We start from the raw sequence: 20,552 nt of genomic DNA, 5'->3' as shown, positions 1-20,552 counted from the left end.
TTCCCAGCATGTAGCCTGGTTGTTTGCGATCAGGACTACCTAAAGCAGTTAAAGAAAATGAACTATCTGAGTACTCCTTTCATGGATGTTTGGATTTAGTCAGCAATTATTCAAAAAAATGGGTTATCCTCTGATAACCCATTAGATTTAACGCGTTTTATTGAAAGGCCCGGGTACATCGAACCCCATATAGGTAATACTTCACCCCAGTACCCTGGAAGTTGTTACCAAAGTTATAATATTGCGACCATGCATTGAAAGCCGGGGCTGCGGAGGACTGAGTAGAGCTATGGTAAAAGCCTGTAAGACAGTTTGCCCCCAGAGAACAAGAGGTCCCTGGATCGGGTGAACCGACAACCCCCACTAATGCAGGTAAATTATCGAAGATGTTTTGCGTACCCGCAACACAGCCAGAACTGCCAAATTCAGGTCCCATTTCGCAAATAGCCGGTAAGTACCAGTCCATATACCCATTAATTGTTTGCGAACACAATCCTCCAGAGTAATACGCAGGGGGAGTTGGTCCAGGGGTAGCTGTAAACGGCGGAGTTCCAGCTGTGCTGTAGTTTGTTATGAAGGTATTATAAAAGGTGAGTATATTGTCTGTATTGCACTGACCATCGAGATTTCCCTGACACGCCCTAAATGACGAAGCAGAAAATGGATTCATATTGGTATAAGTATTTTGGAAGAAAGTTTGAAAATCAGAATAGGAGGGGGAAGGATTTGACGGAGTAGATGTTTCGTTAACACCTGGAATTAAATCCTCACTTACATCCGCGGCATCAAAACCACCACCACCATGTCCTGTATCACCATTTGAGCTCCATATTATGCCTGGAGTGACAGGATATTGATCAGTCAGTGAAACCACTTTTCCGACAATGCTGCCGGTGCAGGAAGTAGACGAAGTGCACCCTTGGGTATCATCCACCGCGAAAATATAACCTCCCTGATACTGGCATCCATATCCCAGTACGTAAGCATTCACTCGAATGGAGAGGCCGCCAGTAGCTGTTATTGTGACCGTACCAGCGACAGGCTGCGTGCCGGAAGTACAGGCATTATTGCCTGCATCAGAACTTGCTACGGAACCTGGGGTTAGAGTAATTATGCAGGAACTACCCCCATTAAGTGTGCCCGTGCAGGTGTTGCTGCTGATAGTTGTTCCTGATGGAAGGCCTGTAGAGGTTACTGATACATTGGTTGCACTGCCTGAACCCCAGTTAGTGATAGTAATCTGTCTTGGGTTTCCTGTGAGTGCTGCATTTTGCGTGGCAGTGCACGAGGACGCAGGTTGGCAATTGGTTGCAAGCGCCAGGGTCGTTGCACTCGGGGTGAGTGTAACCGCACCGAAGGTCACCCGGACCGTATGGTTGGCAATAATATTAGTCAACTGGTAAGTTGTCCCTCCGGTTTGTACCAGCTTGCCGTCTAATAGCCATTGATGTACTCCATATCCTGCATTTGCGGTGGCCGTGAACGTTAGGGTTGCGCCTGGAGTTACGACTTGCGAAGAATTGGGGCTAATTCTGCCATTGGAGCCTGCAGAGGGAATTACGGTGTATCGTTGGACTGGAGGCGGTTGGGTCAGGTGTATTGCCAAGGTGTTTCCTTGTCCTGGCTGGTAACAAAGAGAAGAATTCCCCTGTTCACATAATTCAGGACCGCCAATGACATCGCCTGTCAACGCGCTGCCCGTAACACTCAGGGTCAAGGTACACGCTTCATGGAATCCCAAAGGGGAAGTACATCCTGATGGGGTAATCCCCTGGATGGGCTTCATCCTTAATATATGGGTTTTGTGTGACTGGTTAGTTACCGTGTATTTAATTGTCGCCTTTCCTGTTGTAGTCACGCTAACAGTCGGGGGGTAGCCTGCAATCGGTGCAAATGTCCACACCGGTATTCCTGCCTGGGCGGAACCCATCAGTGCCAATCCGGTTATCCCGGTTAATATCTTATTCCTTAAATTATTTTTATCCATGTCCTTTTCCTTAAGAAAGATAAGTGAGATTAAACAGAACCCCATTAGTATAAAGATGATTTAGGGTCAGTCCGCTATTTTGAGTTTGTCCTTCAGCACGGCCCAGATTGCTTCTCCCCCAATCGGCAAATTCATAGCCCACCCCTACTTGCCAATGGTCTGTTAAAGCTTTTTGCACGCCAGCTCCTACTGTATAGCTGAATGCGGTTTCAGTGTGGGATGCAAAATCAGGATTAGGCAATGCCTCAAAAATTAGAGGTGTATTATGGAATCCATGAGCATCGTTGAAACCAACCCCAATACTGCCGCTTATCCATGGAATCAGCCAATAGCCCATGTCTGCCAGGAGCTTCCCTTTTGCTGCGATGTGGGTATGCTGAATTTTGTAATCATAGGAATAGTTATCAAACAGAGGGTCCGCATCATCCCATATATGTCCAGAAAGTTTGGCATCGCTGGTTGCAGCTACCGCCAGGCCTATTTGACCTTGCAGAGCTTGTGACAGCCACTTTTGCACGCCTAAAAAAACCTCCCCATGGAATAAAGCACTGGAGGATTTATCTGCGGCATATGTTTTTTCTATACCCGGTGCCAGAAAAAAAGTTTGGGTTGAACCACCACTTTCCCAGACTGGACCAGCACTGAATGTGCCTACCCAGGCCCAATCAGGGTGTTGGGTTACAGGACCCATAGTGCCTGCGAGCGCACTAGTAGCTAACAAACTTGCTGAGAACAGCAGTACCAAAGGATTCTTGTTCATCAATATTCCTTACATAGTAAAAACAGGTTTATAAACAACAGAGAAGTGTTAAGACATCCAGTGTGAGATAACAAACGAATTGCTGGGGTAGAGAGCGTAGCTTTTTTAAAATCGAAAAAAAAAGAAGCAATCGGAAAAATACTCAGAGCAATAGAATGAGAATTGAGATAAATTGTAGTATTTGGACAGTCCATGCCGCTCAACAATCCCTAAAATAATTCCAGCCATGCTTATTGAAAATCTCAACTGCAAGATACTGAATGTCATATCATGCTATCCTAAATGGATTATAAAATCAAAAATTCCTTTAATTTCAATACTTAACTATAATTTTGCGGCATCAGACAAGTCGGGTAATTATTATAAATAAGTAGTTCATTAAAATATGTGCAAACGAAGAGAGCGTGATAAAAATTTGGGATTATAAACATGCATTCTTAGGGCTTGTTGCTCGATTAAAGAAATCATGCACTCCCCCTATGCAGGGGGAATAAGATATTTTAGAGTGCGCGGACTTCAATAGATAAGTTGTCAACGCCGCTATTCGTTTTTTTGATTTCCTGGATGGTTATCATTCAATCTTTCTACTTTGGGTAGTGTTACCCCAATCATTGTATCGCGCGTAACTAAGGTTTGCAGTTGCTCTTCAGTCCAGTCCTCCGTACCTGCAGGACGCATGGGTAAAATCATATAGCGAGTTTTTTGATTCGAATCATGAACCCTTACTTCAACGTCTTCGGGTATAATCGTACCGAATTCAGCTAGGAGTTGACGAGGCCAGCGAACCATTCTGCGCCGGTAATTCATGCGTTCATACCATGCTGGTGATGTACCCAGTAACGGTCTTGGGTAGCATGAACACAATGTACAGACCATAGTATGATGAACTTTTGGGGTGTTCTCACATACAAGCAAGAATGTATAGTCACTTGGTGTTCCACTGCCTGTGGGTTTCATCCAATCTATTCCCATTTCCAGACAAGCCGCTACGCCATCTTTGAGCAATCTTTTCTTAAACTCAGGATCAACCCATGCCCGAGCCACTACTCGCGCACCACCCATGGGCCCAATGCTTTCATACCATTCTACAAAACGTCTATGATCATCGGCTGAAAATAAGCCTTTTTCGATACAAAGTTCACGGATAGCAGCTTCTAAAATTGTAAATTCAATCGCTTCTTCGCGTTCTTTAATGGGGTGCATATTCACATACTCATCGCCTGAATCATGACTATGCTCATGAAGATGATCATGTTCGTCGCAGCAACTTGATTTTCCAGTTTTCTTTGTCATTGAATTTCTCCAAAATAAGTCCGGCATGTTTTTTAAACATGCTCTATCCATCGTTCAGATAATTCGGTATCTAGAGTATCAATACCCGGACCGCCATAGTCATGCCACAATTCTGTCATTTTAAAACGAACCATGTAAAACGGCTCCCTACGGCCTTCATATCTACCCCAAGCTTCATCTTCAGGAATTACCCAAGAGGGCCTTATCATGACGATCTCGCCTATTTTTCCACGAGTATATCCCTGAGTACGCGTATGAAATAATGAGGGTAAATCAATCACTTTTACTCTATCACCCACTTTAAATTTAGCACTCATTTGCAGGCCTCCTCACGTTTGCTGATTTGATCCAATTTCAACATTAATTCATCCGGTGTTATTAAGCCTTTATCAAGTAACATTTTTGTTGCTGCCAGTAACCAACGAGCATAATAAGGTGTTCCACAATAGAGAGTAACACCTAAATCATTTTCCCGGCGTCTGCGTTCCTCAGAAACCCAATATCCTCTCCAGGCCAGACATTCAGCGGTAGCATGCGTAAACATTTCCCAGAGCTCTGTTTCGTGAAGAGACTTGTCTAAAGGACCGTCCGGTTGTCCTCCAATATCATGGACAACATGCAAAATTGCCTGAGCCGCTTCTGGAGTCATGGTAAAAGGTAAATCCATCTCCTGCCGGGATATTGGCACCAGTTTCCTTATAACCTCGACTAATGCACTGTAATTTTCAGATGACATACTAATACCCTCCAATTCCAAAATTAAAATGAATTGCGTTGCTTGTCATCGACAAACCGTTCGTCTAAAGCTGCAAAATTCATCCATTTATAAATAAAAATCGATACAACCCAACTCAAAATAAAAAATAAAATAATAAAAAAACCAAGGCTGTTAAATCGGTCGTTTATTTGGTTAATGAAATTCCAAAAGGAACCTCTCCATCCTGTTTTGCCTGCAATTAAATTCAAAGCCTCTATCCCCCCAACCAAAAGAGCAACCAGCGCTGAGGCAAGGGTAATAGTTAAATTGTAGTAAAGTTTTCTTACAGGTTTTAAAAAGGCCCATCCATATGCACTCAGCATAAAGATCCCATCACTGGTATCAATTAGAGTCATACCCGCGGTGAAAAGAGCGGGAAACAAAAGTATGGTCCACATAGAAACCCCCTCAGATGCCTGAGTTGCGGATAATCCAAGTAAACCTACTTCAGTTGCTGTATCAAAACCAATTCCAAAGAGAAATCCCAGAGGAAACATTTGCCAACTATGGGATATGAGATTCATGAATCTACGAAAACGTTTAACCAAGAATCCATTTTGTCCCATGAGCTCATTAGCATCTTGTTCAGTAAACTTTTTGCCATTGCGAATTTGGGTGAAAGTCTTGTAGATGGAGAAAAAAATTAAGATATTGATCACGGCCATCAACAAAAGAAATATCGCTGAGCAGGACGTACAAATAATGCTGCCTATTTGATGCCATTTATCAAAGTTAGCTTGCATAATTGCTTGAGTGGACAGGGCAATTATTATGGTTGCAATAATAACAACTGAGGAGTGACCTAGAGAGAAAAAAAAACCTACCCCAATCGGTTGCTTCCCTTCCTGCAGTAGTTTACGGGTAACATTATCAATTGCTGCTATATGATCCGCATCTACTGCGTGACGCAATCCAAAGCTGTAAGCCATTACCGCAGATCCAAATAATAAGGGGAAGTTATAAAGTGAATAAAAAGCCCAAAACCAGACAGCAAAATTAAAGAGAAGTAAGAACAGATACATCATCACAATTTTTTGACGAAGCTTTTCTTTTCTATTTCCATAGATTGTTCTCAAGTATCGTCCCATTTCCTATCCAAAGAAGAATTCCAGTTATTGTTTAAGTGTAGATACGCGAAGAAACTTTGCAAACAATAATCTGTTTGTACCATATAAATACATTATGGTTAATTTAAGGTAATCGCAAAAAATATGAAGTTAATATTGATGAATGTATGGCAGATTGAATCATTATTAATTAAATAGGGCAGTCGTAATAAATGCAAATAAGCCATAAAAATGCAATTTTATTCTGATATGCGCTTGGAAGCCTATCATGGTAAGCTTAAGTGTGTACAGTGATGAAACTGTATAATTGTTTAAATTCTAATTTAAAGAGCTAAAACTCATTGGATAAAATATTTATCAATGTGTCAGAATAAGGATTAAGAATCAGGTTTTCCTTTTGAGCTTTAGACAGTTTTTTAATATAACGCTCTATGCGCATGGCCATCGATTTATCACCTTTTATCTGCCAACTTTGAGCGATCGAGAGGGGTTTGAAGCTTCGTGTATATTTACTTCCTTTACCTGCCAAGTGGTCTTGAAAACGTTTTTCAAGATTATCTGTATAGCCGGTGTAATAGCTTTGATTGCTGCATCGTAAAATATATATCCAATAGATTTTCTCAGACATGTTGCAGAATATATTACTGGGATTGAACTTGGAGCGACTATAGCGAGTTGCATTCTCCTAAGCAAATATTATATTTGAGAAGAGCGGGAAAATATGAACAAAAAGCCAATTTCTTTGATGTAATATTAAGGTAAATTGCAATAGATAATAAACTGCATAATTGATATTTCAGGATTAAATTAATGACTGGAAAAGAGATAGCTACAGGTCTGGTGCATAAATTGCCAGCGGATTTTCAAAAACTATTATCTTCTGACACGAAAGCGTTAGCTGTATGGGAAGATATTACACCACTTGCCCGCAATGAATGGATATGCTGGATTGAGTCTGCCAAAAAGCAGGAGACCAGGAAACACCGAATCGAGAGGGCATGCAATGATCTCAAAGATGGTAAGCGCCGGCCTTGTTGTTGGCCTGGCTGCGCGCATCGCTAAAATTAATCAAAAGATCTGGAAACCAGACGTCAACCCACTTCCCAGATAGAGGAAGGAAGGTTCTTGGGGGGAGCTCTAAAGGGTACACGGATTTTAATTCACTTCTATTCTGGAGTTATTGACATCCCTCAATTGCTTTTCTAATTTGTATTATAAATGGGACTATTAGCTGCAATGAATGTTGGGGTATATTTAACTTCAATAATCTCACTTTGCCTTTACAGGAAGAAACTGTGGATCATCCAAAAAATAATAGGTATAAAATAGAGGAAAGCACCGCTTAGAAATAATCAGGAAGAGGCAGAGTTGGATTGCATGCTGTCATCGCTCTTTCTAATGCCTGATGTGTGAAATTGTTTTTGATAATATTCCCTAATTGAATGCAATGAACTGAGTAGAAATTATCATGAAAAAACAGAATAAATTTAATCTATGGTTTCAAAAGTTTGCAACTACTATTAGTGCTGCAGCAGGCAGCATGTATGCTTTTTTGGCCTCCATTCTTCTTATTATATTATGGATAATATGTGGTCCTGTTTTCAAATTTTCCGATACCTGGCAGCTGATAATAAACACGGGTACTACAATAGTCACTTTTCTAATGGTTTTTTTAATTCAACATACCCAAAATCGTGATACAACCATAATCAATTTAAAATTGGATGAATTAATTAAGTCCCACCAACCTGCGGATAATTTAACTATTGATTTGGATCGATTAAATGACGAAGAGTTGAAGTTGCTTGAGAAAAAATATAAAAAAATGTGTCAACAAATAGAAAGCAAGAAAAAAATGCAATCTAAAAAATAAATTTATGCTACCTCATTAAGTGGCAACAAGAGCATATGGCAGGGCTTGGATGATGAAGGGTCCAGAGCTGTCGCTTTCAAAAGTGTTCTTCAATAAACTGTTCCTATTTAAATAGGAATCATTGCTATTAAGAGTCATATAATTTGTTTCCGAAAAACTTTACTGGCTATTGGTAACTTTACCCTATACATTATTGAAAAATAAAATAAATTTATTGTGTGATAAACAATGTCAGAAATTTTGGTTCTTGCATTTTCCTTTATTTTGGTTACTGGTTTTTTTTGCCAATGGGTTGCATCTTATTTGAAGGTACCTGCTATTCTATTTTTACTGCTTAGCGGCATTTTTGTGGGACCTGTTTTTCATTGGCTTAATCCAGATAGACAATTAGGAGCCTTATTGTTTCCATTCGTTTCCTTCTCAGTAGCTGTAATTTTATTTGAAGGAAGTATGACCCTGAATTTTGCGAAAATTAAAGGTTTAGGGAGTGTTATCGGGAATTTAATCAGCATAGGTGTTATTATTACTTTTGTCTCAGTGGCCTTGTGCACCCACTTTGTTACTGAGACTTCCTGGGCTATCTCTTTTTTATTTGCTTCTCTAATGACTGTAACCGGGCCAACAGTCATTCGTCCCATGTTGAGAATCTTAAGACCCAATGCAAATATTTCCAAAGTATTACATTGGGAAGGAATACTCATAGACCCTATTGGTGCAATTCTAGCTGTTTTAGTTTTTGAAGTACTTACCTCACAAGGTTTGACTTATGGGGTTTTCGCGAGCTTACTTGCGTTTTTAAAAATCACTTTTATTGGCCTGTCATTTGGATTTGCTGGAGGTATTTGCCTGGGGATAGCCTTTAAAAAATACTGGATTCCGCAACATTTACATAATTTTGCAGTTCTTTCGGTCATTGGCATTATTTTTTCTAGCGCAAATTATTTTTTGTCTGAATCGGGGCTTCTTGCTGTAACAGTAATGGGAATTACCTTAGCAAATTTTAAAGATATCGAGCTAGAACATATATTAAACTTTAAAGAGAGTTTAAGTATTGTGCTTGTTTCTTTTTTATTTATCGTGCTTTCTGCCCGAATTAATTTTAGTAACTTTATGGATTTGAAATACCAGGCTATTATACTTTTTCTTTTAATTCAATTTGTTATACGTCCTTTAAATGTTTACATATCCTCATTAGGTTCAGACTTAACAATGAATGAAAGGCATTTAATCTCTTGGGTAGCACCACGGGGAATTATAGCAGCCGCAATATCTTCTTTATTCGCATTACAGTTAGAAAATCTTGGATATGCCGATGCGAATAAACTTGTTTCTTTTACTTTTTTTATGATTATTGCAACTATTATTCTACAAAGCGTAACGGCTAAAACTTTAGCCATAAAATTAGGCGTGGCGGAACCAAAACCAGAAGGCTTGCTGATAATTGGTTCCAATAAGCTTGCCCTAGCTATAGCTGAGCAATTAAAAGAAAATCAATTTTATGTTTGTTTGATCGACGAAAGCTGGGCTGCTGTTAATGAGGCTAAAATGAAAGGATTGATTACCTTATGGGGTAATCCCATTTCTAAATATGTGGAAGAAAAACTGGATTTGATAAAAATAAAACAATTGTTAATTATAACTCCATATTTAGATTTTAATGTTCTTGCCGCAAAGCATTATCGTTATTTCTTTGAGGAAAAAGATATTTTTACCATTCAGACACAAGCTCCCCAGAAAGGCCAAAATGAACAAAAGTTTATTTATAAAAATAGTGGTCGCACTTTATTTAGTTCTAAAATTACTTTCGATGAATTGGGTTTATTAATTAGCGAGGGTGCAAAAATTAAAACGACGGCATTAACGGAACAATTTTCTTATGAGCAATATATTCAACAAAAGGATATAATTTCTCCTTTGTTTGCTATTGACCCTGAAAATTCAATCCATGTGTTTACAGACAATCCCGATTTTAATCCTATGATGAACTGGAAAATAATTGGCATTTCCAATTCCATGAAATAAATTATATAACCTCCTTTATCAATGGAATAGATTCAAATTGAATCCACCTCGTCGAGGGTGGGGGAGAATTCAATACATGATCAAGGAAGAAATTCCATAACTACATTAAGAAATAATATGTTGTGCTTCTTGCACAACATATTTGCCTGCAATTAAGGTTTTATATCTCTTTTAGCATTTGGTTTGTCATCGCCTTGGGTTTGACGATGGTTCTTGAGAGAAACGCTTGGTCTGCTGCCATTGTGCATCCATGACAAAATTGGCCGGTCAAAGCTTTGATGATCCTGTTGTGTATTACGGCGTCTGATTCTCGATAAAGCACTGGGTTTGACAGTGGCAAATTTGGAATAATCGACACATTCCGCAAATATTAACTTTCTCTGTTCTGCGCGTGGCAACTCGGATAAAGTACACGCTTTTTTAATCTCAGATGTTAAGAAGCGACTTTTGTAACGATGGCTTACTTGTAATAATGCTGGAAACTCGCTAAATCCGATTTTCTCCACATTCTGTGCGGGATTAAATGGATTGAAACCTTCAGTAATTTGGGGGTCTATAATTGAATGTTCATGTATGTACGGTTTTTTTTGATAATTTATCCAGCGGCAATGAGTATCGGCTGATTGAAAATAACCATTGGTTTTTGTAAAAATCGTTTTCCCATATTTTTGGGCAGACGCAAGAACACACCCATTTCCATAAGTACCTCCCAATAATAGTGTCTTGGCACCATTTCGTTGACATTCTTGATTAAATGAACGCATTCGAGCGCCAGTAGCTATTTGCTCTTCAATTTTTTTCTGGATTAAATTATCTTTGCCTAAGTAATGGCTTATTTTTAAAAATAAATCTTCTACATTGTCCGTATTATAGTGGATAAAGGCGGGAAATGAGCGCTCCTTACATGTTTTAAGGCGTGATTGTATGTTGTTGAGTATGTACTCGATATATTGTTTATCTTGAATGTCATTAAAAATGTCCTGAAAGGATTCAATGTATAAACTATCCCATTGAGGCAAATTAGATGCTGTGCGATAAAAATAGCGATCGTTTATCCAACAGTCTTTGTATGCTCTAAGAGTGCTGAACAAATGATTCAACTGGGCTACATCAGTCTCAAAATTACCCTGTCGTTCAAAATTCCCCGTATGAGGAGCAAGGAAGGGAGTAAGAACTTTTAAACCCTGTTTAGCATGGTTTAAAACACAAAAAGGAAGAATTTCATTATCAATATTTTTATCTTCCTGGGCTCCTGCAGCTATCAGTTTATTTTGATTTTTGATGACCTCATTCATTAATGCAAAAAAGTAAGCTACTTGTGGCGTGTTGATAACAGAATAATTCGTTTTCTTTTTCAAAAAGTCACAAAAAGCCAGCTCGTCAGGGAAGTATTTTAGGTGGGAAATTAATCGATTCAGTGCAAATAATGCATTTTGAAATTCATGGATAGACGCAAAATAAGCCAATTCCTCTAAAGTAGTATTAATGGTTTCATCTAAGGATTCTTGATATCTACTTGCTTCTTCCAATGCTTTGGTCATAGAAATCATCATCTCTCGTGTAGAACTTTCTCCAAACCACCTACTTCCGCTTAACTCTCTTTTACTTTGCATGAATAACAACCTATAAATTATTGAACAAACTGACTATTGTATAATAGTTAATGAGTAAATTAATATTAATCTGAGTAAATTATTTCAAATTCAATCCATTTTTATGAAGGAGCTGTTTTATTTTCCCTATAAATATCTGCAATGTTTCTCCCCATCCCCTATATCAGAAGTTGCTCGAACTAATTTAAAATTCCTCCAATTTTCTTACTGAGAAAAGATATTCCCTAAAAAAACTTATTATTGGTAGTATGAGTTAAAATGAATTAGATTCTAATTATTACTAAGAGAGAAACTTTATTTTTAGCATAATGCATTTTATCTGGGGCCGGTATTTAAGAGTGATGCTAAGCAAGTGGAGGTCAACTGTATCATGCAATTTTATTACTCAAATTTTAAAAAGGCGTAATGATGAATTATGCAAAGATCCGCTTAAATATAACTTATATTATCTTTCTCATCCTATTAATAACGGTAAACTGTGTATTAATTATGTGCACGCTTGATAAAAAAGGCCTAAATCCGAACACTTCACCTTTTGTTTGGGCTGCAGTTGCGGTCTTCTTGTCTTTTATTATGGATCGTATTTTACTTATGCTATCTCAAGGTTTACAAATAAATAGAATTCCAAATAATGAGAATAATGAAGCAACGATACTGTATTCAATTTTACACGTTACAGTCAGTATTATCTCATTGATTGTGGTTATATATTTTTCAGCAAGGTTTCTTCATTTTTGGTATAACAGTTTATTTCCAGCAAATCATAATATAGTTTATTCGTCACAATTTTTAGGATTAATTGGAGGTTACTTATTCTATATAATTGTCCGGGTTCCTTTAAAATACTTTTTTAGTTTCACCTTTTCAAGTATTGATAAAGTTTTAAACTTACCTACTTATAAATTAATAAATGATGGGGTGGAAATTAACTTCAATATTGTTGATCTGTCCGATTCAAATAAACAATATACTGCTTTTTTGCACTTTAAAGATATCGAAAGAATTCAAACTCTAACCTATATGGAGGCTCTTTCTTATTTCAGATATCAAATAAGTGCTGATATGCGACTTCAGGCTATGGAAAATAGTCTTTTGCTAGGTAAAAAACAGCCTGATTATTACATTTCATCTCCGGCTGGAAATGGCACAAATATCATAATAGAAGGAACCAATTTATTTTATTTTATAAATTTTAAAACCAAGGATGTCGTTGATCTAATCGATGCATTTAAAACTTTTAAAAAACAAAGGTCTTAAAACGAATCTATGGGAGCAGACTTGATTTTGATTCATTGAATTGTGAGAACGGTAATCCCGTTTTTGAGACAAGAGGGAAAAAACTATAAATAGAGACATGGCAGCGGAACAAATGGAAGAGAGTTGCAAGGATTCATTGATTGAGGTAACGAGTTTAAGCTAATCCAATGACAATAACCCCGGCGAATATTAAAACTCCTCCAATGATTACTGAGAGATTCACATGCGCCTGATTAAATAAAAACCAGGTAAAAATAATCGTGAAGAGGGGGTAAGTTAATTCGACAATTCCTGCAATCGTTGCATTTTTTAAGTTAATAGAAGCTGAAATGAAATAGCTGGCAATGAGTACAATGGCTATCTCAGCAACAGTAATTAATAATAAATTCGAATCACTAGTCAAAAGTTCAACATCTCTTTTTAAGGTTGTAAAGAAAGAAATGCAGCCAAACAATAAGGCACCCATTATCATTTCCAATGCCAATAAAGTAATGGGCGAAATGCTGTTTAATATCTTTTCAGCTAGAGCGTAATTAAATCCCCATAAGATGGCGGCAAAAATAGCGAATGTGAACCACATGAAACAACTCCTGGAAACCTGTTTTTATTATTAAGGGGGTATTTATTAATCCCGATGTTTAGGTAGACTGAAATTCAGAAGATGACCATTATATCATCAAATAGATAAATAATCAATCACATATAAGCCCAAAAGATGTCCCCTTGAAAAATTTTATTTTTAGCTTTATTTTTTCAAGATGCTTGGAACTAAAGTCTGAATGAACTCTTAGAAAGGTATGCGGGCAAACAACTTCCTACTGAGCATCCAATCAAGGATGTTCCTAAAAGGTAACGCCCAGATCATGATTTATAATAATGAAGATTTGACCGGAAACACTTTGGAAGCCCGCATATATCTCCCCCTAAATGCACAGCGAATCGAGTTGGAACATGTTATTGCAAAAAATTTTGGTTGATAATTTTTCGGTATTGGTCAACTTGCTCCAAAAATGGAATTAACCTGAAAAAGTCCTCATTATATTGGTCGGAGTGACAAGAATCGAACTTGCGACCCCTGCCTCCCGAAGGCAGTGCTCTACCAGGCTGAGCTACACTCCGTATTTGAGGTATTAGCAATTAAAGGGACCTGATGTTTGAAGGGTTTGCCTCGCACCCAGGTACCTAACTGCCAAGAAATCAATAGCTTCTTTGTAACGCAAATTGAGCTAAATTGATAAGCGCTTCCTTATATTTAGAAGCAGGTAAGATCACCAAAGAGGAGAGGGCTTTATCAACTTCCTGTGCTGCAATGTTCTTGGTGTATTCAATAGCTTTTGTTTCTTCAAGAGCAATAAGAATTTCGGGTAAAAAATCCAGGGTGCCTTTTTTCAGACTCTCTATGATTTGTTGTCTTTGCAGTTCAGTACCATGCTGTAATGCATGAATTAAAGGTAAAGTAGCTTTCCCATCAGCCAAATCATCACCTATATTTTTGCCTATAGTTTTGGCATCGGAACAATAATCCAGGGCATCGTCAATAAGCTGAAAAGCATTCCCCAAATGCAATCCATAAGCATAAAGGCAGTCTTGCATTTCCTTGGAGGCATTGCTGATTATTGGTCCTATGCAGGCAGCAGCTGCGAAAAGAAGAGCTGTTTTTGCACGAATCACATCAAAATATTCTTCGAAAGATAACGTTGGGTTATGCCGATTAGAAAGCTGTTTTACTTCACCGCAACTGATCTCCAGTGCAGTTTTCGCAAAAAGCTTAAGAACCGCCGGATTACCAGAATCAACGATTAATTCGATGGATTGTGTGAACAGATAATCACCCACCAGAATGCTTGCCTTGCTGCCCCAGATGTCATTGGCTGTCTGACGTCCTCTCCTTAAGGTCGATTCGTCAATAACGTCATCGTGGAGGAGAGTGGCTGTATGAAAAAATTCAACCATAGCAGCCAGGGTAATATGTTCCTTACCTTGATAACCACACGCATTACTTGCTAAAAGAACCAACAATGGTCGTAATCTTTTACCGCCACTTTCTATGATGTGGTGGGACATATCATCAATTAAACCGATTTGTGATTCGATTTTATTTACAATTAAAGTATTAACTGCATGAAAATCGTCACTAACCAGCGCGCGTATACTGTCAATCGACATTGTTTGTCCTCTACGATTCAATCCACAAATGCTAAGGTTTGAGCATACAAATTGTCAAGTAAAAGTGAGTTTTCACTTGAGCTTATACGTTAAACCGGAAATGCATTACATCCCCATCACAAACGATGTAATCTTTGCCTTCCAGACGTAATTTTCCTGCTTCTTTCGCTCCTTGTTCTCCTTTGCACGCGATAAATGCATCATAGGCTATAACTTCTGCACGAATAAACCCTTTCTCAAAATCAGAGTGAATTACTCCTGCAGCTTGAGGCGCAGTAGCCCCTTTGGGAATAGTCCATGCCCGGACCTCTTTGACGCCGGCTGTAAAATAAGTTTGTAATCCTAAAAGTTCATACCCGGCACGAATTACTCGATGTAAACCGGGTTCACTTAAGCCTAAATCTTCCATAAATTCCTGCCGATCTGCCTCATCGAGTTCGACCAGCTCAGCTTCAGTTGCTGCACATAGGGCAACAATACTTGCTTTTTCTTGCGCAGCCAAATTACGGACCTGATCCAGCAAGGGGTTATTTTCATAACCCTCGTCATCGACATTGGCGATATAAAGAACGGGCTTGGCAGTGAGCAAAAAAAGGCGACGTGCAACAGGTTCCTCTTCAGCACTCAATTCAAGGGTACGGACAGGATAACCTTCATCAAGATGAGCCTTGATTTTTTCCAGAGTTTTCATTTCAAAAATTGCTTCTTTGTTGCCACTACGGCTATTTTTCCCTGCTTTTAGGATGGCTTTTTCCAGCGTTTCCATATCAGCTAAAGCAAGTTCTGTATTAATTACTTCAATGTCACTTAATGGATGTACTTTGCCCTCTACATGAACCACATCGGTATTTTCAAAACAACGGACTACATGCGCGATCGCATCAGTTTCCCGTATGTTAGCCAAAAACTGATTACCCAAACCTTCACCTTTTGAAGCTCCTTTGACGATTCCGGCAATATCTACGAATTGCATTGTCGCGGGGAGTACTTGTTGTGGTTTTACGATGTCGCTCAAGGCATCAAGCCGGGGGTCAGGGACAGTGACTATCCCAACATTGGGTTCAATCGTACAGAAAGGATAATTTGCTGCTTCAATACCTGCTTTGGTGAGTGCGTTGAACAAGGTTGATTTACCAACATTGGGCAAGCCTACGATGCCACATTTAAATCCCATGTGTGAGTACCTCTATGGTTAAAACTATATTAACTGTTACCTTTAAGCGAACCTGGATTCGGGCAAGGATTTTCTTTGCCTTGGTAAGCAGTGCCTAAACATTCAATTGATTCATTGCTCTGGATAAATCACCGGAGAATACTAAGGGCATTACTGCTATGCCTCTGTCAATTGCGTCATAAATTAATTGTCGGTCTTGTGCTGAAGGTTTACCTAGCACAAATTGATGAACCAAGTCTCTATGGCCTGGATGTCCAATACCTATACGTAAACGGTGAAACTCAGTACTGCCTAAATGGGCTATTATATCTTTCAAGCCATTATGACCGCCATGACCGCCACCTGTTTTAAGTTTAATACGCCCTGGGGGTAAATCCAGTTCATCATGCACAACCAAGATTTCTCCAGGTTGAATGCGATAAAACTGGCTCACAAGGCGAGTGGGTTGGCCACTATGGTTCATAAAAGTCGTAGGTAAAACTAATTTACCCGGGTGCTGATTTAATTCCAAATCGGCCAGTTCAGCTTGCATTTTCTTTTCCAGCTTGAAAAAAGCGTTGTGGCGTTGAGCTAGGGCAGAGACTAACCATCCACCAGTATTATGCCGCGTATGTTCATAAGCTGATCCTGGGTTACGCAAACCAATGATAAGTTTTATGGCCATGATTTAGCTCTTTGATAGAGTCGTGATGTTATGTAGCCTGCGATTGCTACAGGCTACATTTTACTGCATTTCAATCAAAATGGATTGATTATTCTTCGCCTTTTTCGCCGCTAACTGTTGGGACAGCAGATGCTGGAACTTCTGTAGCTTCTGTTGTTTCTTCTTCAGCTGCACTTGCTTTGGACATGTGGATGCTTACGACAGGAGAGTCATGGCTGCCATCGGTAACATCAACAGTCAGTTGTACCCCTTTAGGCAATTTCAGGTTAGACAAATGAACCACGTCATCCATTTTAACATCTGACATATCTACTGTGATAAACTCAGGTAAATCTTTTGCTTGGCAGCGAACTTCTACTTGAGTCATAGTATGGTTAATAATACCTCCAGCCTTGATACCAGGAGCTTTTTCTTCATTGGTGAAATGAATGGGTACCAATTTAACCAGGATGTCGGTTTTAGAAACACGTTGTAAATCCATATGCATCACAACAGGCTTGTAAGGATGGCGTTGCAACGCTTTTAAAATAACATGTTCTACTTTCCCATCAACAGTAATGTCAAAAACACTGGAGTAGATGCTTTCAGTTTCCAGGGCTTTAACCACTTTATTGTGTTGAAAGTGAATTGACATTGGCTTTTTATCCCCGCCATAAATAACAGCAGGTACTTTATTTTCAAGACGACGTAGGCGGCGGCTCGCACCTTTCCCCATATCCGTTCTTGTTTGTGCTTCTAAAAGGATGTTAGACATTATATACTCCAATAATTAAGTAAAGTCCCTAAAATTTAATCCGCGACCAGATTAAACACCGGATAATCAACAAAAAAATCCGGAAAGGGTGGCGAAGTATACAATATTTTAAAATGAACTTGAAGTCATAGTGATAATTTCATAGAATATGCGACTTTATTGAATTTGTGATAGCCAATCAGGCGAATTGGAGAAAAATTATGTATGCGGTAATCAAAACTGGCGGTAAGCAATACACCGTGAAGGAAGGTGATGTGTTAAAAATTGAATTACTGCCTAACGATGTTGGCAATGAAATACAATTTGAAGAAGTATTAATGTTGGCTGATGGTGATAAAATTGTTTGTGGTACTCCATTAGTTTCCAAAGCAATAGTGAAAGCTGAAGTCCTTGATCATGGCCGTCACAAAAAAGTTAAAATTATCAAGTTTCGACGTCGTAAGCACCACATGAAACACATGGGGCACAGACAATATTACTCGCAAGTTAAAATAACTGCGATAAGCAAGTAAGAGAGGATAGCAATGGCTCATAAGAAAGCAGGTGGTAGTACTCGTAACGGCCGCGATTCGAATCCCAAATATCTTGGTGTGAAGCGTTATGGCGGTCAATTTGTTAATGCGGGTGAAATAATTGTAAGACAACGCGGAACTCGGTTCCACCCAGGACCAGGCGTAGGTTGCGGTCGTGATCACACCTTGTTTGCCTTGGTTGAAGGTTTGGTACAATTCGTTGTCAAGGGCGACAAAAATCGTAAGTACGTAACTATAGTTGCAGAACAACAAGAAGAAGCTGCAAATTAATCGGGTTAGTACTCTATCCGGATTTTGTATGGAACGGCAAACTTGATTTGCATGTTAATCTGTTTTCAGCTGCCGTTTTACCTTAATCAGGCTATATGTTATTTCCCTGATTACACTGTTCTTATTAGCCCCGGCAACGGGGTTTTTTTTTATTTTGAGGTTGGTCATGAAATTCGTTGATGAGGCTGTGATAAAAGTAGAAGCAGGCAATGGTGGAAACGGTTGTCTCAGCTTCAGACGCGAAAAATTCATTCCTCGCGGCGGTCCTGATGGGGGCGACGGGGGTGATGGGGGCAGTGTATTTTTTGAGGCCAGTACGGATTTAAATACCCTTGTTGATTTTCGCTACATGCGTCATTACAAAGCGGGTAATGGCCAGCATGGCATGGGGGGTAATTGTACTGGTAAAAAGGGTGATGATTTAATCATAAAAGTGCCTGTAGGTACTATGGTTTATGATGTTGATACTGGGGAACTGCTTGGGGATATTAAAGAACCGGGAGTGCCGGTATTAATTGCCCAGGGCGGATTTCATGGTTTAGGAAACACACGTTATAAAAGTAGCGTGAATCGCTCACCAAGGCAAACAACACCTGGAAGTCCAGGGGAATCGCGCCATTTACGCCTGGAATTACGTGTTTTGGCAGATGTCGGTTTATTAGGATTACCCAATGCGGGGAAATCTACTTTAATCCGCGCGGTTTCCAGTTCAAAAGCCAAAGTTGCCGATTATCCCTTTACCACCTTACACCCGAGCCTGGGTGTCGTTAGTGTTTCTTCACATAAAAGCTTTGTAATGGCTGATATTCCTGGCCTCATCGAAGGAGCATCCACAGGGGCGGGGTTGGGCCATCGATTTTTAAAGCACCTTGCGCGTACATGCGTACTCCTCCATGTAATTGATGTGGCCCCTCTAGATGACAGTGATCCGGTTGCCTCGGCCAAAACCATCATCCATGAGTTAGCAGAATACAACCCGGAGCTGTTGCAAAAACCTCGATGGTTGGTATTAAACAAAATAGATATGCTGCCTGATGCAGCAAGCCGGGAAGAGAGAATACAAACCATTGTAAAAGGTTTAAACTGGAACGATAAAGTATTTGCCATCTCGGCAATCAGCGGGGAAGGAACACAACAATTGTGTTACTCACTAATGCAGCTGATTGATGAGATGAAAGAGTCTGAAGCATAACCACTCCGCAGCATGCTCGATTACTGCAGCAGTACGATAGGGGAGATTATGGGTTTCCCCGCCATCCTGATCGTGATTGCGGTACTTAATCATTATTTGTGTGGTCCCTCCCGTTGGTTGCTGCTGCCAATATTCCTTTAACCCGCGGATATGAAAAAACAGTTTGTGGGGATGCAAACCGCTAAAATCCAGTAGAGAATAAACATCGGGTTTGGAGAGCAATAATTGTAATAATCCGCCTGTAGCTTCATCGATAATAGTAATCGGCACTCCAATGCGGCTAATTAATTCACGTAAATTTTCAGAAGCTTTTTTATCGACCCCACTAATAATATGCGGCTGTAAGAGAGGGTCAACAATAGCTTTTACTTTATCAACAAGAGTAGGGATGCACCGGACTTTAAATTCAATATAAGGGGATTCCCAGCGATAACCGGTTTGACAATCTACATCTTGCAGTGCATCTTCCAGTTTTTGAGCTATTTCACTTTCAGCCAAACCAAAAATTCGCCATTTCAGTATTTGTTTCTGACTGTGGGCTGTTTGCTGCAAAATAGGTAATACATAATGATGAAACATAGGCAAGCATTCTCGTGGTGGTCCGGGTAACAAAAAGAATTTTTTATCATTCCACGGATAGAAACACCCCAAAGCACTGCCGAAAGGATTGGGCAAAAGCTGAGCCTGCTTTGGAAATAGACATTGTTGAATGTTTCCCTGATTAAGGACGAGTTTTGCATTACTCAGTCGTTGTTTAATATGTTCCAGGGCGAGTGGGTGTTCTACCAATGCCTGGCCTGTAAATCGAGACAAGGCAAAGCGGGTAAGATCATCTGTGGTTGGCCCAAGCCCCCCAGTAATAATGATGATGTCATGCTTCTGGGTTAGAAAGTCAAGGCAGTTGATAATATCATCTTCCTTGTCGCTACAAGACACATGAAATCCTAAAGGCAGGGCTTCAGAACTCAGTGTGTGAGCAATATCGCGGCCGTTAGTGTTTAGGGTATCACCATGAACCAGTTCATCACCGGTTGCCAATATGCCAACTGTCATTGTTTGCTTCCTAAAGACCCAGTATGAATCTGATTCTATAGCATAATTTGAAAAATCTGTAATAGTTATTGACATTTATCCTCAAATTGCCTAATAACTAAAAAAGGTGGTTTTTTT

Annotated in this window: 21 protein-coding genes and 1 tRNA gene; 7 read left to right on the top strand and 15 right to left on the bottom strand. The window is 39.4% G+C overall.

The window, feature by feature from the left end:
• Positions 1-157: 157 nt before the first annotated feature.
• From KYQ_RS12495 to KYQ_RS12465, 7 genes are all read right to left on the bottom strand, one after another.
• On the bottom strand, positions 158-1,987 hold the full coding sequence (locus KYQ_RS12495; protein ID WP_019350147.1) for an InlB B-repeat-containing protein: 1,830 nt from the start codon (positions 1,985-1,987) through the stop codon (positions 158-160).
• Positions 1,988-1,997: 10 nt separating this feature from the next.
• Entirely contained in the window at positions 1,998-2,747 is a 750-nt protein-coding gene (locus KYQ_RS12490; RefSeq protein WP_010654600.1) for an outer membrane protein, read from the bottom strand.
• 540 nt (positions 2,748-3,287) lie between these two features.
• The gene (gene scnC, locus KYQ_RS12485) at positions 3,288-4,040 is read right to left on the bottom strand and encodes a thiocyanate hydrolase subunit gamma (protein ID WP_010654599.1); all 753 of its coding nucleotides are present in this window, start codon (positions 4,038-4,040) and stop codon (positions 3,288-3,290) included.
• Between the two features lie 32 nt (positions 4,041-4,072).
• Positions 4,073-4,357 (bottom strand): SH3-like domain-containing protein, encoded by a 285-nt coding sequence (locus KYQ_RS19635; RefSeq protein ID WP_010654598.1) that lies wholly within the window; start codon positions 4,355-4,357, stop codon positions 4,073-4,075.
• Entirely contained in the window at positions 4,354-4,776 is a 423-nt protein-coding gene (locus KYQ_RS19630; protein WP_010654597.1) for an SH3-like domain-containing protein, read from the bottom strand. Before KYQ_RS19630 ends, KYQ_RS19635 begins: the two co-directional genes overlap by 4 nt.
• A gap of 23 nt (positions 4,777-4,799) precedes the next feature.
• Entirely contained in the window at positions 4,800-5,885 is a 1,086-nt protein-coding gene (locus KYQ_RS12470) for a HoxN/HupN/NixA family nickel/cobalt transporter (protein ID WP_010654596.1), read from the bottom strand.
• 310 nt (positions 5,886-6,195) lie between these two features.
• Positions 6,196-6,492 (bottom strand): GIY-YIG nuclease family protein, encoded by a 297-nt coding sequence (locus KYQ_RS12465; protein ID WP_010654595.1) that lies wholly within the window; start codon positions 6,490-6,492, stop codon positions 6,196-6,198.
• A 182-nt stretch (positions 6,493-6,674) separates the two neighbouring features.
• Between KYQ_RS12465 and KYQ_RS12460 the strand changes: the two genes are divergently transcribed.
• The 3 genes from KYQ_RS12460 to KYQ_RS12450 all read left to right on the top strand — a co-directional run bounded on the left by KYQ_RS12460 (position 6,675) and on the right by KYQ_RS12450 (position 9,759).
• Complete coding sequence (locus KYQ_RS12460) at positions 6,675-6,926, top strand: YdeI/OmpD-associated family protein (protein WP_010654594.1); 252 nt, start codon at positions 6,675-6,677, stop codon at positions 6,924-6,926.
• A 406-nt stretch (positions 6,927-7,332) separates the two neighbouring features.
• A complete protein-coding gene (locus KYQ_RS12455; RefSeq protein ID WP_010654593.1) occupies positions 7,333-7,737 on the top strand; it encodes a low affinity iron permease family protein in 405 nt (134 codons plus the stop codon).
• Positions 7,738-7,965: 228 nt separating this feature from the next.
• On the top strand, positions 7,966-9,759 hold the full coding sequence (locus KYQ_RS12450) for a cation:proton antiporter (RefSeq protein WP_010654592.1): 1,794 nt from the start codon (positions 7,966-7,968) through the stop codon (positions 9,757-9,759).
• A gap of 152 nt (positions 9,760-9,911) precedes the next feature.
• On the opposite strand, the gene KYQ_RS12445 is transcribed toward KYQ_RS12450, so the two are convergent.
• Positions 9,912-11,372, bottom strand: a complete 1,461-nt coding sequence (locus tag KYQ_RS12445) for a hypothetical protein (protein ID WP_231294553.1) — start codon at positions 11,370-11,372, stop codon at positions 9,912-9,914.
• 489 nt (positions 11,373-11,861) lie between these two features.
• Between KYQ_RS12445 and KYQ_RS12440 the strand changes: the two genes are divergently transcribed.
• On the top strand, positions 11,862-12,629 hold the full coding sequence (locus tag KYQ_RS12440; RefSeq protein ID WP_231294552.1) for a hypothetical protein: 768 nt from the start codon (positions 11,862-11,864) through the stop codon (positions 12,627-12,629).
• Positions 12,630-12,783: 154 nt separating this feature from the next.
• On the opposite strand, the gene KYQ_RS12435 is transcribed toward KYQ_RS12440, so the two are convergent.
• The 6 genes from KYQ_RS12435 to KYQ_RS12405 all read right to left on the bottom strand — a co-directional run bounded on the left by KYQ_RS12435 (position 12,784) and on the right by KYQ_RS12405 (position 17,387).
• A complete protein-coding gene (locus KYQ_RS12435; protein WP_010654589.1) occupies positions 12,784-13,209 on the bottom strand; it encodes a DMT family transporter in 426 nt (141 codons plus the stop codon).
• A 462-nt stretch (positions 13,210-13,671) separates the two neighbouring features.
• Positions 13,672-13,748, bottom strand: a tRNA-Pro gene (locus KYQ_RS12425).
• Positions 13,749-13,826: 78 nt separating this feature from the next.
• Positions 13,827-14,795 (bottom strand): polyprenyl synthetase family protein, encoded by a 969-nt coding sequence (locus KYQ_RS12420; protein ID WP_010654588.1) that lies wholly within the window; start codon positions 14,793-14,795, stop codon positions 13,827-13,829.
• A gap of 82 nt (positions 14,796-14,877) precedes the next feature.
• Entirely contained in the window at positions 14,878-15,969 is a 1,092-nt protein-coding gene (gene ychF, locus KYQ_RS12415) for a redox-regulated ATPase YchF (RefSeq protein WP_010654587.1), read from the bottom strand.
• A gap of 94 nt (positions 15,970-16,063) precedes the next feature.
• Positions 16,064-16,633, bottom strand: coding sequence for an aminoacyl-tRNA hydrolase (gene pth, locus KYQ_RS12410; RefSeq protein ID WP_010654586.1), 570 nt, complete (start codon positions 16,631-16,633; stop codon positions 16,064-16,066).
• Positions 16,634-16,721: 88 nt separating this feature from the next.
• On the bottom strand, positions 16,722-17,387 hold the full coding sequence (locus tag KYQ_RS12405) for a 50S ribosomal protein L25/general stress protein Ctc (protein WP_010654585.1): 666 nt from the start codon (positions 17,385-17,387) through the stop codon (positions 16,722-16,724).
• Positions 17,388-17,587: 200 nt separating this feature from the next.
• Here KYQ_RS12405 and rplU point away from each other — a divergent pair, with 200 nt between their 5' ends.
• The 3 genes from rplU (at position 17,588) to cgtA (ending at position 19,382) form a co-directional block, all read left to right on the top strand.
• Positions 17,588-17,899: a 50S ribosomal protein L21 gene (rplU, locus tag KYQ_RS12400; protein ID WP_010654584.1), complete on the top strand. Its 312-nt coding sequence runs from the start codon at positions 17,588-17,590 to the stop codon at positions 17,897-17,899.
• Positions 17,900-17,911: 12 nt separating this feature from the next.
• Positions 17,912-18,190, top strand: coding sequence for a 50S ribosomal protein L27 (gene rpmA / locus KYQ_RS12395; RefSeq protein WP_010654583.1), 279 nt, complete (start codon positions 17,912-17,914; stop codon positions 18,188-18,190).
• A 166-nt stretch (positions 18,191-18,356) separates the two neighbouring features.
• The gene (gene cgtA / locus KYQ_RS12390; RefSeq protein ID WP_010654582.1) at positions 18,357-19,382 is read left to right on the top strand and encodes an Obg family GTPase CgtA; all 1,026 of its coding nucleotides are present in this window, start codon (positions 18,357-18,359) and stop codon (positions 19,380-19,382) included.
• On the opposite strand, the gene KYQ_RS12385 is transcribed toward cgtA, so the two are convergent.
• Positions 19,341-20,435, bottom strand: a complete 1,095-nt coding sequence (locus KYQ_RS12385) for a competence/damage-inducible protein A (RefSeq protein ID WP_010654581.1) — start codon at positions 20,433-20,435, stop codon at positions 19,341-19,343. The two genes, cgtA and KYQ_RS12385, sit on opposite strands and share 42 nt — an antisense overlap.
• Positions 20,436-20,552 lie beyond the last annotated feature (117 nt).

Source organism: Fluoribacter dumoffii NY 23 (genome assembly GCF_000236165.1).
Classification (GTDB): domain Bacteria; phylum Pseudomonadota; class Gammaproteobacteria; order Legionellales; family Legionellaceae; genus Legionella; species Legionella dumoffii.
The sequence above is the reverse complement of the archived record's forward strand: the minus strand, read 5'-3'. Positions and strand labels throughout refer to the sequence as shown.